The organism is Brevundimonas sp. Leaf363 (assembly GCF_001424025.1).
In the GTDB taxonomy this organism is placed as follows: domain Bacteria; phylum Pseudomonadota; class Alphaproteobacteria; order Caulobacterales; family Caulobacteraceae; genus Brevundimonas.
Map to the genome: position 1 here is coordinate 1,533,460 of NZ_LMPZ01000002.1, position 14,398 is coordinate 1,547,857.

General features: G+C 67.3%; 19 protein-coding genes. 8 read left to right on the forward strand and 11 right to left on the reverse strand.

Features of this window, described 5'->3' with window-relative positions; translation table 11 throughout:
- Positions 1–6: 6 nt before the first annotated feature.
- The 6 genes from ASG17_RS10735 to ASG17_RS10760 all read left to right on the forward strand — a co-directional run bounded on the left by ASG17_RS10735 (position 7) and on the right by ASG17_RS10760 (position 4,811).
- Positions 7–603: a CvpA family protein gene (locus tag ASG17_RS10735; protein WP_056102902.1), complete on the forward strand. Its 597-nt coding sequence runs from the start codon at positions 7–9 to the stop codon at positions 601–603.
- Positions 604–631: 28 nt separating this feature from the next.
- Positions 632–2,137, forward strand: coding sequence for an amidophosphoribosyltransferase (purF, locus tag ASG17_RS10740; protein WP_056103448.1), 1,506 nt, complete (start codon positions 632–634; stop codon positions 2,135–2,137).
- Between the two features lie 6 nt (positions 2,138–2,143).
- Complete coding sequence (locus ASG17_RS10745) at positions 2,144–2,488, forward strand: VOC family protein (protein ID WP_056102904.1); 345 nt, start codon at positions 2,144–2,146, stop codon at positions 2,486–2,488.
- 94 nt (positions 2,489–2,582) lie between these two features.
- Complete coding sequence (locus tag ASG17_RS10750) at positions 2,583–3,173, forward strand: hypothetical protein (RefSeq protein WP_056102905.1); 591 nt, start codon at positions 2,583–2,585, stop codon at positions 3,171–3,173.
- 40 nt (positions 3,174–3,213) lie between these two features.
- The gene (locus ASG17_RS10755) at positions 3,214–3,948 is read left to right on the forward strand and encodes an SDR family NAD(P)-dependent oxidoreductase (RefSeq protein WP_056103451.1); all 735 of its coding nucleotides are present in this window, start codon (positions 3,214–3,216) and stop codon (positions 3,946–3,948) included.
- Positions 3,945–4,811 carry a DUF1206 domain-containing protein gene (locus ASG17_RS10760; protein WP_200935055.1) on the forward strand — a complete coding sequence of 289 codons (867 nt, stop codon included), beginning with the start codon at positions 3,945–3,947 and terminating at the stop codon, positions 4,809–4,811. The genes ASG17_RS10755 and ASG17_RS10760 overlap by 4 nt, the downstream gene beginning before the upstream one ends.
- 26 nt (positions 4,812–4,837) lie before the next feature.
- On the opposite strand, the gene der is transcribed toward ASG17_RS10760, so the two are convergent.
- From der to ASG17_RS10810, 10 genes are all read right to left on the reverse strand, one after another.
- Positions 4,838–6,460 carry a ribosome biogenesis GTPase Der gene (gene der, locus ASG17_RS10765; protein WP_056102910.1) on the reverse strand — a complete coding sequence of 541 codons (1,623 nt, stop codon included), beginning with the start codon at positions 6,458–6,460 and terminating at the stop codon, positions 4,838–4,840.
- Positions 6,461–6,537: 77 nt separating this feature from the next.
- Positions 6,538–7,914 carry a PQQ-like beta-propeller repeat protein gene (locus ASG17_RS10770; protein ID WP_056103453.1) on the reverse strand — a complete coding sequence of 459 codons (1,377 nt, stop codon included), beginning with the start codon at positions 7,912–7,914 and terminating at the stop codon, positions 6,538–6,540.
- Positions 7,915–7,934: 20 nt separating this feature from the next.
- Positions 7,935–8,699, reverse strand: a complete 765-nt coding sequence (locus ASG17_RS10775; protein ID WP_056102913.1) for a tetratricopeptide repeat protein — start codon at positions 8,697–8,699, stop codon at positions 7,935–7,937.
- Positions 8,700–8,798: 99 nt separating this feature from the next.
- Entirely contained in the window at positions 8,799–9,629 is an 831-nt protein-coding gene (panB, locus tag ASG17_RS10780; protein WP_056102915.1) for a 3-methyl-2-oxobutanoate hydroxymethyltransferase, read from the reverse strand.
- A complete protein-coding gene (locus tag ASG17_RS10785; RefSeq protein ID WP_056102918.1) occupies positions 9,629–10,039 on the reverse strand; it encodes a hypothetical protein in 411 nt (136 codons plus the stop codon). Before ASG17_RS10785 ends, panB begins: the two co-directional genes overlap by 1 nt.
- Positions 10,029–10,586, reverse strand: coding sequence for an RNA polymerase sigma factor (locus ASG17_RS10790; RefSeq protein ID WP_056102920.1), 558 nt, complete (start codon positions 10,584–10,586; stop codon positions 10,029–10,031). The genes ASG17_RS10785 and ASG17_RS10790 overlap by 11 nt, the downstream gene beginning before the upstream one ends.
- A gap of 26 nt (positions 10,587–10,612) precedes the next feature.
- Positions 10,613–11,014 carry a DUF6249 domain-containing protein gene (locus ASG17_RS10795; protein ID WP_056102923.1) on the reverse strand — a complete coding sequence of 134 codons (402 nt, stop codon included), beginning with the start codon at positions 11,012–11,014 and terminating at the stop codon, positions 10,613–10,615.
- A 123-nt stretch (positions 11,015–11,137) separates the two neighbouring features.
- Entirely contained in the window at positions 11,138–11,434 is a 297-nt protein-coding gene (locus ASG17_RS10800) for a hypothetical protein (protein WP_056102927.1), read from the reverse strand.
- The gene (locus tag ASG17_RS10805) at positions 11,424–11,933 is read right to left on the reverse strand and encodes an RNA polymerase sigma factor (protein ID WP_235560409.1); all 510 of its coding nucleotides are present in this window, start codon (positions 11,931–11,933) and stop codon (positions 11,424–11,426) included. The genes ASG17_RS10800 and ASG17_RS10805 overlap by 11 nt, the downstream gene beginning before the upstream one ends.
- Before the next feature lie 57 nt (positions 11,934–11,990).
- Complete coding sequence (locus ASG17_RS10810) at positions 11,991–12,410, reverse strand: hypothetical protein (protein ID WP_156367804.1); 420 nt, start codon at positions 12,408–12,410, stop codon at positions 11,991–11,993.
- A gap of 135 nt (positions 12,411–12,545) precedes the next feature.
- Between ASG17_RS10810 and ASG17_RS10815 the strand changes: the two genes are divergently transcribed.
- On the forward strand, positions 12,546–12,785 hold the full coding sequence (locus tag ASG17_RS10815; protein WP_056102935.1) for a DUF2188 domain-containing protein: 240 nt from the start codon (positions 12,546–12,548) through the stop codon (positions 12,783–12,785).
- A 91-nt stretch (positions 12,786–12,876) separates the two neighbouring features.
- On the opposite strand, the gene ASG17_RS10820 is transcribed toward ASG17_RS10815, so the two are convergent.
- The gene (locus ASG17_RS10820; RefSeq protein ID WP_056102938.1) at positions 12,877–13,221 is read right to left on the reverse strand and encodes an arsenate reductase; all 345 of its coding nucleotides are present in this window, start codon (positions 13,219–13,221) and stop codon (positions 12,877–12,879) included.
- Positions 13,222–13,296: 75 nt separating this feature from the next.
- On the opposite strand from ASG17_RS10820, the gene ASG17_RS10825 reads away from it, so the two are divergent.
- Positions 13,297–14,394, forward strand: coding sequence for a DUF2855 family protein (locus ASG17_RS10825; RefSeq protein ID WP_056102941.1), 1,098 nt, complete (start codon positions 13,297–13,299; stop codon positions 14,392–14,394).
- Positions 14,395–14,398: the final 4 nt, after the last annotated feature.

Genomic DNA, 14,398 nt, shown 5'->3' on the forward strand with positions numbered 1-14,398 from the left:
ACGCTGGTGACCGCCTACGACGTCTTCGCCATTCTGGTGATCCTCGCCTCGGCCGCCGCCGGTTGGGTGCGCGGCGGGGTGCGCGAGCTGATCACGCTGTTCAGCTTCGTTCTCGCGGCCTTCCTGGCCCTGATCGCCTTGCCGCTGACGGCGCCGCTGGGTCGACTGTTGGTCGAACCCGACTGGGCCGGATCGATCGCGGCTGCGGTGGTCGGATTCTGTCTCGTCTATTTCGGCATCCGTATCTTCGGCTCGATCCTGTCCAAGCGGGCGCAGGCCCATCCGCATCTGGGCGGTGTGGATCACGCCCTCGGCGTCATCGTCGGCGCCGTGCGATCGCTGGTTCTGATCGGGGCCATTCATCTGGTCGTCGTGGCCGCCATGCCCGGCGAGAAAACCCCGCGGTGGCTGACCGATGCGGCGCTCTACAAGATCAGCGCTGTCTCGGCCCGGGTGATCCAGTTCATCCTGCCGGGCATCGGCAAGGGCGTCGATGCGGTCACGCCCGTCGTGCAATCGTCCGTTCGCGACGGTTTTTCCGACGACCAAGCCTTGCCCACGCCCCAATCGCGCAATACTTCGCCCGCGTCCCGTAGCCAGTGATGACCGCATGGTCATCGGAGCCGTCTCGATGACCCATCAGATCGCTGATCCTGTCGTGCACAGGGACCATTTTCGCGATCCGGACGACGATCAGCTTCGTCTGGAGTGCGGCGTCTGCGGCGTCTGGGGCGCCGACGAGGACGAAGGCTCGACCATCGTCGCCCTGGGCCTTCACGCCCTGCAGCATCGCGGCCAGGAAGCCTGCGGCATCGCCAGCGTCAAGGATACCCGGTTCCACACCGAGCGCCATATGGGCCTGGTGGGCGAGGCGTTCGGCGGCTCCAACCTGTCGGAGCGGATGCCGGGCCGCGCGGCCGTTGGCCACACCCGCTACTCCACCGCCGGCGGCAGCTTCCTGCGCAACATCCAGCCGATGTTCGCCGACCTGGACACCGGCGGCATCGCCATCGCCCACAACGGCAACCTGACCAACTTCCTGTTCCTGCGGAACCAGCTGGTCGGCGAAGGCGCCATCTTTCAGTCGACTTCGGATTCGGAGGTCATCCTCCACCTGATCGCCCGCAGCCGGAAGGCCAAGATCGTCGACCGCTTCATCGACGCCCTGGCGCGCATAGAGGGCGGCTATGCCCTGGTCGCTCAGACCCGCAGCCGCATGATCGGCGCCCGCGATCCGCTGGGCATCCGCCCGCTGGTGCTGGGCCGCGTCGGCGAGGCCTGGGTGCTGGCGTCCGAGACGGCGGCGCTGGACATGATCGGCGCCACCTTCATCCGCGATGTCGAGCATGGCGAAGTGGTCGTCATCGATAAGGACGGCCTGCAGTCGATCAAGCCCTTCCCGGCCCGCGCCGCCCGGCCGTGCCTGTTCGAATACGTCTATTTCTCGCGCCCGGACTCGGTCGTGAACGGTCGCTCCGTCTACGAGGTTCGCAAGGCCATGGGCCGGGGTCTGGCGACCGAGCATGAGGTCGAGGCCGACATCGTCGTGCCGGTTCCCGATTCCGGCGTGCCGGCGGCGCTGGGTTACGCCCAGCAGAGCGGCATCCCGTTCGAGATGGGCATCATCCGCAGCCACTATCTGGGCCGCACCTTCATCCAGCCCAGCCAAGGCGCCCGTCAGAAGGGCGTGCGCATGAAGCACAGCCCCAACAAGGCTGCGCTGGAGGGCAAGCGCGTCGTCCTGATCGACGATTCGATCGTGCGCGGAACGACCTCGGTGAAGCTGGTCCGCGCCGTGCGCGCCGCCGGGGCCAAGGAGGTCCACCTGCGCTCGGCCAGCCCGCCCATTGTCTATCCCGACTTCTACGGCATCGACATGCCCGAGCGGGACCAGCTGATGGCCGCCAATCTGACGCTGGAGGAGATGCGCGAGAAGCTGGAAGTCGACACCCTCGGCTTCCTGTCGGTCGATGGCCTCTACCGCGCCATGGGCGAGCCGGGTCGCGACAATGCCCACCCGCAGTTCACCGATCACTACTTCACCGGCGACTATCCGACCCGCCTGCTGGATCGCGAGATCGAGGATGGCGGGCGTGATCTGGCCGGGCGGCAACTTTCCCTGCTGGTGAGCGCTTAACGGCCTATGGTTCAGCTCGGCTACTTCACCCTCGAGACCGCCGACATCGGAAAGGCCAAGGCCTTCTACGCCGGCCTGTTCGGCTGGACATTCGACGACAGCGCATCCCACGCGACCTACGCCCATGTGAGGGACAGCGAGCCGCCCTTTGGCTTCACCAAGGTCGAGCGCGTTGGGGGTTTTCCCAACCTCTATTTCCGCGTCCATGACATCACGGCCGCCTGCGCCAGGGTGACCGAGCTCGGTGGCAAGGCCGCCCTGCCCGCACAGGGCTCGACCGGCCTGTCATGCAGGGTCTGTGACGACCAGGGTCTGACGTTCAGCCTGTGGCAGCCGACTGACGGCGACTGAAATACGCTTCAGTCTTGAAATTCCCCGCGTCCGGGTGTTCGCTCGGACCTGAGCTGCGGCCGATCGAATGAGCCGGAGCCGGGGAGAGACATCCGTGAACCACAAATCCAAGTTCCTGGCGGCCGCACTCATGGCGTTCGCGACGTTAGCCGTGAGCGCGGCGCCGTCGTCGGCTCGGCAAGACGACATCATGAGCCACATCATGGGCCAGCCTTCGCTGGCGTGGAATGTGATCGGCCTCCGCCGGCCGGCCCGTGCGCGTCCGGCGGCTGAGGTGCCCGGCGGTCAGGCCGTTCGCATCGAAGCCAAGCAGAGCGCCAACCAATGGGACATCTCGGCCGGCATGCCGGTGACCGGCGACATTCACGCCGGCGACGTCCTCATGCTGGCCGTCTGGGCCCGCGTCGAGACCCCGCCGGAGGGTCAGACGACCGCCCGCCTTCCCGCAGTCATGATCCAGCAGAACGCCGCGCCGTACAGCCCCGTCATCTCCGGCGGCGTCAACCTGACTTCGGAGTGGAAGCTGCACTTCGTGACCGGCACGTCGCCGGTGGATCGGCCGAACGGCAACGCCGGCGTCACCATCCACCTGGCCAACGCCAACCAGACCATCGACCTGGGACCGGCGTTCGTCTTCAATCTGGGCCAGGGCTACGACGTTTCCAAGCTGCCGGCGAACGAATAAGCGGCTTCCCGCCGTGGCGGCGCCGCGATATCAGGCGCCGATGTCGGATTTGTCCCTGTCCAATCGTATCGCCCTGGTCGTCGGCGCCTCGCGCGGTATCGGGTATGAGACCGCCCTGGCGCTGGCCAAGGCGGGCGCGCAGGTGGTGGCCACCGCGCGTACGCAGGGCGGTCTGGAAGCGTTGGATGACGCCATCTTCGCCGCCACCGGCCGTCACGCCACACTGGTGCCGTTCGATCTGGTCGATGGCGGCGGCATCGACCGTCTGGGCGGCGCCCTGTACGAGCGATTCGGCCGACTGGACATCTGGGTGCAGTCAGCCGCGACCTTGGGCGCCTCCGGTCTGACGCCCGTCAGCCACGCCGACCCGCGCGAGTTCGCCAAGGTCGAGAAGACCAACTTCACCGCCGTATACCGCCTGATCCGCTCTCTCGAGCCCCTTTTGCGGGCATCGGACGCGGGGCGCGCACTCTATCTCACCAGCAGCCTGGCCGCCTCCCCGCGCGCCTTCTGGGGCATGTATGCCGCGACGAAGGCGGGCGCCGAGGCGCTGTTCAAGGCCTGGGCCGACGAGATCGAATCGACGCCGATCCGCTGCAGCATCATCGATCCCGGCCGGATGCGCACGGCCATCCGCGCTCAGGCTTATCCCGGCGAAGATCCCGAGACCCTGCCCCATCCATCGGAGATCGGACCGCTGATGGTCGACCTGGCGCGCGGGGACCGCACCCCGCCGCTCGCCGTCGCCTTTCGCGAATGGACCGCTGCATCTTGACCCCCCGCTGGTTGGGCGGCCGTTCCGAGATCAAACGACTGCTGCGGCGCCGGCCCGACTTCGGCCAGCTATCGGTGTGGAGCGCGCGCTTCGGCTACGGCGCGCGCGGGTTCGTCTATCTCAGCGTCGGCCTGATCATGTTGTTCAGCGCCTTGGACCTAGCCAGACCGATCAGCACGACTGGCGTCATGCCGACCTTGTTCCAGCAACCGCTAGGAAGGATCTGGGTCGTGACGCTGGGGCTGGGTCTCTGGAGCTTCGTGATCTGGCGGGCGCTGCAGGCGATTTTTGACGCCGATCGCGTCGGCCGCGATTGGGACGCCATACGACTGCGCATCGGCCAAGGGTTCAGCGGCCTTGCCTACGCCGTCATCGCCTCAGGCGCGTTCGAGTTGCTGGATGAAGTTCACGCCCGCATGCCGGTGGATGACGTAGCAGAGAACCGGGAAAAGGCGGCGATGCTGCTGACGCTGCCTCTGGGCGGTGTGGTCATGATCGGCCTGGGCGTGGCGGTCATGATCGTTGGCGGGCTGAATGTATTCAAGGCCGTGACCGAGGACTTCGGGGACGCCCTGTCGTGTTCGCCTGACCTTTGCCGCCGCGTCACGCCGTTGGCGCGGATCGGCCACGTCGCGCGCGGCCTGTCTTACGCGCCACTGGCCCTGCTGCTCATTCTGACCGGCGTGACGGGACACGCCAGCCAAACACCGAGCTTTGGCTCGGCGATCGACCGCGTCCGAGATCTGCCGGCCGGTCCTGCCCTGCTGGGCCTGACCGCGCTTGGCCTGATGGCTTTCGGGGCCTTCGCCGTGATCGAGGCGCGCTTTCGTCGGATCCGCCCACCCAAAGACCTGAAGGTCTGAGCGCGCAGGCGGTTCTGGTTCGGCGGCTAGGACTTCTTCGGCGCGTGCTTTTGGCCTGTCCGGATGCGGCCAGAGCGTGAGACCTGACGGGCCCCGCCGCGCGCACCCTTCTGGATGGCCACGCTGGAGCCGGCCTTCTTGCTCGACGACGCCTTCACGCCGCTGATGACCCGAGGTTTGGCGACGCGCGCCTTCTTCTGTTCCAGCGCCTTGCCGGGCAGGTGTGACAGGGTCTCGGCCGCCTCAGCCTTGCGGACCTTGCGCGGGGCCGTCTTGGCGGCGCCCTTGAAACGCTCGGGTCCCGACTTGGCGCCGCCCTCGACATAGGGGTTGGCGCTGCCCGACTTCACCGTAAGGCGGATCGGCGTGCCGGGCAGGTCGAAGCTCTCGCGGATCGAGTTGATCAGATAGCGCTTGTAATGCTCGGGCATGGCCTCGGCCCGGCTGGCCATCAGCACGAAGGTCGGCGGCCGCGCCTTGGTCTGGGCGATGTATTTCGGCTTGATCCGCTTGCCGTCGACGGCGGGCGGCGGGTGCCGCTGGGTCGCCATGGACAGCCAGGTGTTCAAGTCCTTCGTCTTCACCTTCACGGACCAGGTGTCGTAGGCCTTGAGGACGGCCGGCATCAGGCGATCGACGCCCTGCCCTGAATGGGACGACAGCACCACGAAGGGCGAGCCCTTCAGTTGCGGCAGCTTGTCCTCGGCCATCCGCTTCAGCGCCGCCATGCGCGACTGCGGCTCGTCTTCGAGGTCCCACTTGGACGCGACATAGACGAGGCAGCGGCCTTCCCTCTCGACCAGATCGCCCAGTTGCAGGTCCTGGGTGTCGAAGGCGTCGTCCTTGTCCATGACCAGCAGCACCACCTCGGCGAAGGTGATGGCGCGGATGGTGTCGGCGACCGACAGCTTCTCCAGCTTCTCCTGCACCCGCGCCTTGCGCCGCATTCCGGCTGTGTCGACCAGGCGGATGTTGCGGCCCTCGTACTCCCAATCCACGGAGATGCTGTCTCGCGTGATGCCGGCTTCCGGTCCGGTCAGCAGGCGGTCGTCACCGATCAGACGGTTGATCAGGGTCGACTTGCCGGCGTTGGGACGGCCGATGACGGCGATGCGGATCGGCTTGTCGGGCTCATCGATCTCTTCGATGAAGATGTCTTCGGACGCGGCCCGCAAGGCGGCGTACAGATCCGCCATGCCCTCGCCATGCTCTGCCGAAATGGCGACCGGCTCGCCGAAGCCCAGCGAATGCGCCTCGCCCACGCCGCCGCCCGAAGCATGGCTCTCGGCCTTGTTGGCTAGAAGGATGATCGGCTTGTGCTGGCGACGCAGTTGCTCGGCGAAGATACGATCCAGCGAGGTGACGCCCTCGCGCGCGTCCATCATGAACATGATGACGTCGGCGTCTTCCATCGCCAGCTCGGTCTGCTCGCGCATCCGCGCCTCGAGGCTTTCGTCGGTGACGTCCTCGTACCCGGCGGTGTCGATCAGCGTCAGATCCATGTCGCCGATGTTGCCGTCCGCATAGCGACGGTCGCGGGTCACGCCCGGGCGATCGTCGACCAGCGCCAGGCGCTTGCCGACGAGACGATTGAACAGGGTCGACTTGCCGACGTTCGGGCGGCCGACGATGGCGACTTTCAGGGCCATAAGGCAGCCTTAGATGGAAACGGGCCCGGATGCGACTGCACCCGGACCCGAAAGCGTTTCAGAATGTCGAGAGGATCTTACCGGATGCAGACCAGCTCGCCGCGGTCAGTGACGACATAAAGGGCGCCGTCGTAGGCCGAGGGCGCGATATAGGCCGCGCCACCCAGGTCGATGGTGGACTGGATCGCGCCGGTTTTGGGGTCGTAGGCCACGGCCTGGCCATCCGAGTTGACCAGCACAAGGCGGTTCGACGCCAGTATGGGACCAGACCACACCGGACGCACCGTGCGGTCGAACAGGCCGAAATAGCCGCCCTCCTGACGAACGCGGCCCTCGTTCAGGTCGCGGGTCCAGTAGACCTGGCCAGTGTCGCGATTGACCAGGACCAACTGGGCCGACTTAGTCACCACATAGATCACGTCGCCCACCGGAAGCGGCGCGTTCACCCCGCCCACCGGCAGCTGCCATTTGGCTTGTCCCGAACGCACGTCGATGGCCGACATGACGCCCGAGTGGCTGATCGCATAAGCAAAGCCGCGGCTGATCACCGGGCGGCCGGCGATGTCGCGGATCTCCGACAGGGCGCTGGTGCGGCTGGCGCGCGACAGGGTGGCCGACCACAGCGGCTGACCGTTGGTGGCTCGCAGCGCGATGAGCTCGCCCGAAGCGAACGGCGTGATCACGGCGTCGCCGGTCACCGCGACGCTGGCGGCGCGCATGACACGCGCCGGCTCGATGATGCCGCGATAGGACCAGTCGGACTGGCCGGTGTTGGCGTCGAAGGCGATGATCTGGTCGTCAACGTCCACGGCGAAGACCCGCCCGGCGGCGAACGTCGGCGCGGTGTGAACCGGCGCGTCGGTCTGGGTACGCCACAGAACGGCGCCCGTGGCGGGGTCCAGCGCCGTCATCGAGCGATAGCCCGACGATACGAACAGCTTGCCGCCGCCGAGGGCGAGACCGCCGCCAAAGCCGCCGCGATCACGACCTTCGCCGCGCACATTGGCCTTCCAGATCACGTCCCCGGTCGAGGACGACACAGCGGTAACGCCCGCTTCGCCGTCCATCACGTAGACGCGGCCGTCGGCAGCGACGACGGGCGACATCACCTGTTGGGTCCGCGAGGAGCCTTCGCCGATGCTGCGCTTCCAGGCGACAGAGAAGTTCGGCGCCGCGATGACGTGCTCGATGGCGTTCTCGGCGTTGCCGCCCGGCTGAGCCCAGCTGGTGACAGCCGTTGGGCCGGGCAGGAAGAAGTCACGGCCCGACAAGGCCGCCGACGGCGCCAGGGCCTGTTCGAACTCCAGCACCGAAACACGCTGGCCATCGGTGGCGACGGCCTCGGGGGCCGGGGCGCCGCCCATGCCGAAGGGCAGTCGCTGCCGCACGGACTGGCACGACGCGGCAGTGACGGCCAAGCCGCACACCAGGGCCAGTTTCAGCACTCGGTTCATCGGAACGTCCTTGAAGGCGATCACTGGGCGGGTTGGGCGGCCGGCGCGGGCGCTGCGGCCGAACCGGGGGTCTGGGCCGGCGCGGCGGCCGGCGGCGGCAGGGCGGCTGCGGCGGCGACGATCGGCGGCAAGGCGCCCGTCGTCTTGTTGTCGATCATTTCGATCGCGGCCTGGGCCTGCTGACGAATGTTGTCGGGCACGTCCTGACCCAGTTGCAGCTGGACGAAGATCTCGCGCGCTTCGGTGGTTTTGCCGTGCTGCAGACGGGCCATGGCCAGCGCGTGCTGGGCAAAGGCCCGGATCGGGCGGCCTTCCTTGACCAGGGGCTCCAGGCGCTTCTCGACATCGGCCAGCGGCGCGGTGTCCATCGCCAGCCAGGCGGCCTTCAGGCTGGCCACATCGCCGATGATCGGGCTGGGCGCGGCCTTGGCGGCTTCGTCGAACAGACGGATGGCCTCGGGAATGTTGTTCGCGGTCACGGCCAGTCCGGCCTGTTGCTGCAGAGCCAGCGAGCGATAGGCGCCGTTGCCCACTTTGGCGGACTCCTCAAACGCCGCCTTGGCGCCGGCGACATTGTTGGACTGCAAGGCCTCCATGCCGCGATCATAGGCTTCGGACGCCTTGTCGGCCTTGCCGTTCTGCATCGAGTCCCAGCCCCACCAGGCCAGGGCGGCGATCAGAGCGATCAGCAGAATGCCGCCGACAACAGGCAGCGCGGTGCGGGCAAGGCGCTTGTAGCGCTCGGAGCGAAGCTCCTCCTCGACCTGCTCGAAGACATCAACCACGGAAACGTCGCCCCAAATTGCCCGGTATCGGACCAGCCCAGTATCGAGCCGGCGGACCCTAGAGGGTCGCCGTCCGCCCCGCAACGCGCGGCACGGGCGTCACGCCGGCTTTTTGGAGAAGTAGGTTTCGACTTCGGCAGGAAAACGGCGGCTCTTTACGTCGGCGGCATAGTCCGCGACGGCGCGCGTCGTCTCGCCCCGCAGATCGGCATACCGGCGCACGAACTTGGGCGTCCAGTCGAACAGGCCCAGCATGTCGGGCGTCACCAGGATCTGTCCGTCGCAGGACGAAGAGGCCCCTATACCGATGGTCGGCTTGTCGATGACCTCGGTGATCTCGCGCGCCAGCGATTCGGCCACGCCCTCGACGACCACGGCGAAGGCGCCGGCGTCTGAGGTCGCCTCGGCCTCGGCCAGAACGCGCAGTCGCTCCTCGTCCGTCCGCCCCTTGGCCTTGAACGCCCCGTCCGTCAGCACGGCCTGCGGACGCAGGCCGACATGGCCCATGACCGGAATGCCGCGCTGGACCAGATAGGCGATGGTCTCGGCGACCGTCGGACCGCTCTCCAGCTTCACGCCCTGGGCGCCCGTCTCCTTCATGACGCGGGCGCAGTTCTGATAGGCCTGCTCCTTACCGCCCTCGTAGCTTCCGAAGGGCATGTCCACGACGACCATGGCGCGCCTGGAGCCACGCATCACGGCCTGTCCGTGCAGGATCATCATCTCAAGCGTCACACCCACGGTGTTGGGCAAGCCGTGGACGACCATGCCGACGCTGTCTCCGACCAGCAGCAGGTCGCAGTGATCGTCCAGGATCGCCGCCGTCGGCGCGTCGTAGGCCGTCAGGCAAACGATGGGATCGCCGCCCTTGCGGGCCCGGATGCCCGGCGCGGCGATGCGGCGGACGGTTTCCTGCTTCTGGCTGGACATCAGCCCTCCTGCGACAGCCTCACGACGCCTGCGGCCAGGATGGCCACCACGGCGGCGGCGGTGACCCAGAATAGCTGAACGCCGCCCATCGATCCAAGCGAGATGGACGACAGGCCCCACTGATCCAGACCGGACTGCACCGTGCCTTGAATGGCGGCCGACGCCGATTCGACGCCCTGGCTGACGCGATGCGCCTCGGCGTCCTGGGCAAAGTGAAAGTTCATTCCCAAACTCTCGCGCACGGCGATGACGCCGCCGACAACGCCGGCCAGGCTGAGAGCGATCGTCCGCACGCGCGAGCTGGCGGCCAGCTTGGTCTGCACCTGAGCTGCGAACAGCTCCGCGTCCGGCAGGCTCGGCGCGTGGCTGTACAGTCGTTCGACGAAGGGATCGAATTCATCAGCCGACATAGGTCGCCCTCCCCTGCTCGACCGAGCCAGGCTGAAGCCGGGCACGGAGTTTATCCAGACCACGTTTGACATGAGACTTGACCGTTCCGAGCGGCAGGTTTGTGGCCGCCGCGATTTCCGGGTGTGACAGGCCCGCGCCGTGACAGAGCGATACGCACAGGCGCTCGATCTCGCTGAGCGCCTTCAGCGCCTCGTCCAGATCCATGCGGGTCTGGCTGTCGACGGGCGCAGCGACTTCTTCGCTTTCGAGCTCGGCAACATAGCGAGCCTCCTTGGCGCGACGTTTCAGATAGAGGCGCGCCGCGATCCGCTTCAGCCAGCCCGCGAAAGGACCGTCTCCGCGAAACTCCGAGCACTTTTCAAAGGCCTGAAGGAAGGCGTCCTGCGCGACGTCGTCGGCCAGGGCCGGCTCGGCGCCCATCCGGCGAAGCAGCCCCCGCACGGCGGAGCCGTGACGCCGGACCAGTTCGCCGAACTCGCGTCGTCCACCCGCCGCCGCGAGGGCGGCGAGCTCGACGTCATGCATGGCGTGTAGTGGTTGAGCCATCGGCTGTTCCCCCGGTCAGCCCGGGCTCAGTCCTTGTTCTTGTTGAAGAAGCTCAGGACGATGAAGGCCAGGCCGACGGTAGCCGGAATGCAGGCCAGGCCCAGCAGGCCGCTGCCGGCGGCCATGTGCCAGTCGTCGCCTTGGAAGCCTTCGCCGGTCACCAGGCTGAACGCCGCCATGCCGATCGCGACGGCCAGCCAGATAATGCCCTGGCGGATGTCACGGGTGCGGGACGGCAGGTTCTTCTTCACGTCGCGGGTTAGGGCGTCGATGACTTCGGGCGGCAGGGGTTGGCCCTTGTCGATGGCCGCGCGAACCGTGGCCTGAGTCTCGCGGCGCTCGCGCGACTTCAGGTAGCCGGGGCCGAGGATGATGGCGACGATCGATCCAAAGATGATGCCGACGACCAGGATAGGCGTGATGTCCATTGGGAAAGCTCCCCTTCGTTTTCCGTGTGCCGGAGCGTGATGTCCCGGCCTCATGCAGACAAGAGGCGCGCGAACACGCTGGCGGATGCGCCAGGCAGCATGAAACTTTCGTAAGGCTGCGGATCAGCCGCGCGTGGCCTGCCGGATGACCGTGACCAGTCCGAGAGCCGAAAGCCCGGCGGCCGCCAGAACGCTGGCCACCACACTCAGATTGCCGTCGATGGCATCCAGCATCGGAAGAACGGGTCGCAGCCCCCACAGGCCGACCGCAGCGGCCGCGCACCACGGCGCCAGCGCTGCCACCGATGCGACGGCCCGCCGCCGCGCGATCCGCTCGGCCACCGTCGCCTCGAAGACGAGATCGCGAGCCGGCGCCGTGTCGGCCTTCAGATAGGTGCTGAGAATGTCGTCAGGCGTCATCGGACCCTCCGAGCGCCTTCAGCAACCGCGCCCGTCCACGCGCAACATGCGACTTCACCGTGCCCAGAGGCAAGCCCAGCGCCTGCGCCGCCTCGGCGTTCGACCAGTCCTGCGCCAGACACAGCGCCACACAGGCCCGCACATCGGGTGGAAGGTCGGCCATGGCGGCGTCCAGCGAAATCCGGTCCTCGGCCGACACGCCCCTGGCGCTTTCCTGCCCTTCCATCCACGCCATATCCCGCGCCGCGCCCCTCAGCGCCGAGCGCGTGCGGTCCTGCGATCGCTTCCACGCGACGCCCATCAGCCACGTGCGGAATCCTGCCGGATCCCTGAGCGACCGCAACGCGCGCCAGGCGACGAGAAACGTCTCCTGCGCCAGATCGTCCGCCTCGGCCCAGCCTGATCCCGTTGCACGCCGCAGGAAGGTTCGAACGGTGCCTTGATGCCGCTGGACCAGCGCGGCGAAGGCCGCGTCCGAGCCACGGCACGCGCGGCGCACCAGCTCGGCGTCTGTCGAAAGATCGCGCAGCGGACCGCCCCCCGGCCGACTTCAGACTCACTGACGCTCGCGGCGTTGCATCAGGGCGCAGATCGCAGCCCACACAGTCACGGCCCCCATGACCATCGCGACCACGCCGAAGGCGAAGTCGCCGCCCGCGACCACCGTGGAATAGGCCATGTAGGCGAAGCCCGCCGTCAACACCCCGAACAGACCTACCAGCGACCAGTAGTTCGTGGGCTTTCCGCTGCCGTACTCAGCGGCATCGCTGCGACCCAGGCTCTCCAGCAAGGCCGTAGGCGGCTGCTCCCCGCGCATGGCGTATGCCTTGATGATATCCAGCTTCTTCTGCTGGTTTCGGAACTGGGCGAAGCTGTGCCAGCCGCCCATCGCCAGTCCGAAGAGCGGAAAGATCAGCCACCAGTAGGATCGGAACAGGTCTTCCATCGTCGTCTCCATGACGGGCCAGACGCCCATCTTCATCCCGTAGTCGTCGCCGCAGCCGGTATCGGATGCGATCGCTTACCAAATCTTGGCCTGGCGCCCTCGTGCACCACCTTGCATCGCCCGGCGCGCACCCTAGCTTGGCTGCACACGCCGAGGAGCAAAGCGATGGCCGACCTGACTTACAAGATCGTCGAGCACGATGGCGGCTGGGCCTATCAGTCCAGCGGCACCTTCTCCGAAACCTTCCCCACCCACGACGCCGCCCGCGCCGCCGCTGTGGCCGCCGCGCACGAACAGCGCGTGCCGGATCAGACGTCGTGGATCTCCTACGAGACCGCCGGCGGCGAATGGATCACCGAACGCGCCGACGGGCATGATCGGCCGGACGTAAACGTCGAAGGATAGGCGCGGGACGCTCTCCCCCTTGGGCGGAGACAGCGAGCGTCAGCGAGCAGAGGCGGGCAGGTCGTCCTGCCGCAACTCTTTCGGGACCGCCTCAAGCGAACGCCGCCTCGTAGATCGGCGGCTTGAAGCCCACCAATGTCCGGTCGCCCAGGTCCAGCACCGGACGTTTGATCATCGACGGCTGGGCCAGCATCAATGTGATGGCCTTGTCCGCACTCAGATCCGCCTTGTCGGCATCCGGCAGCGCTCGGAAGGTTGTGCCGGCGCGGTTCAGCACGGTCTCCCAGCCGTGCTCGGCCACCCAGCGCTCCAGCCACGCCCGCTCGACGCCGCCCTTCTTGTAGTCATGGAAGGCGTGGGCCACGCCGTGCTGATCCAGCCAGACGCGCGCCTTCTTTACCGTGTCGCAGTTGGGGATGCCGTACAGGGTGATCATGCGCCGCCTCTAGCCGCGCGCAGCGATACCTGTCGAGGTTGACGGCCGCCCGTCGTTTTAGGCTACGCTGTCGCCATGAGTGACGTCCGCCGCCTGATGACGCTGAAGTCCGATCTGGGGGCGACCGTCATCGACGCCGTCCCCGACGCCGGGCCGCTGCAGGACGGCGAGGTCATCCTGGCGCTGGACCTGTTCTCGCTGACCACCAACAACATCACATATGCAGCCTTCGGCGACGCCATCGGCTACTGGAAGGTCTTCCCGACCGGGCGCGACGACCACGGCCTGATGCCCGTCTGGGGCTTCGCCGATGTGCGCGAGAGCCGGGCCGAGGGGATCGAGGTCGGGGCGCGGATCTTCGGATACTTCCCTATCGCCGATACGCTGCGCATCCAGGCCGGCAAGGTCTCGCGTGGCGGCTTCGCCGATCTGTCGCCGTGGCGCACGGCCGTGCCCGACATCTACAATCGGTATGTCCTGTGCGCCGCCGACGCCAACTATTCGGCGGCGCTGGAGCCGGCCGAAGCGATCTTCCGGCCGCTGTTCGTCACCTCCTACACGGCGGTCGAGTTCCTGCGCGACAACGGCTTCTTCGGCGCCGGACGCGTCGTCGTCTCCAGCGCGTCGAGCAAGACCGCCTACGGCTCGGCCTGGGCGATGCTGGGCGACGACGTCGAGGTCCTCGGCGTCACCGGCAAACGCAACCGATCCTTCGTCGAGAGCCTGGGCGCCTACGCCGCCGTCTTCGACTATGAACAGATCGAGCAACTGCCGACCGGCGTCCCGACCGTCTATCTGGACCTGTCAGGCGACCCCGGATTGCGCGCCCGAATACACGAGCACCTAGGCGCGGATCTCACCTATGATTGCCTGGTCGGGGCGACCCAGATCGACGGCTTTACCATCGACAAGGCCCTGCCCGGCCCGCCGCCGGTCTTCTTCTTCGCCGCCACCGTGCTGGACCAGCACCGCGAGCACGGCACGCTGCGCGGTTTCTACGAACGCTTCTTCGCCGAACAGCGCGCCTTCTACGAGCGCGTGGTGGATGCGGAGCGCCCTTGGATCCACATCAGCGAGAGCTGCGGATTTGACGCCGCCTCCGGCGTGATTCGGGGCCTTGCCGATGGTCGCAGCGATCCGGCCGTCGGCCATGTCATTAGGCTGCGCGAATAGCGAT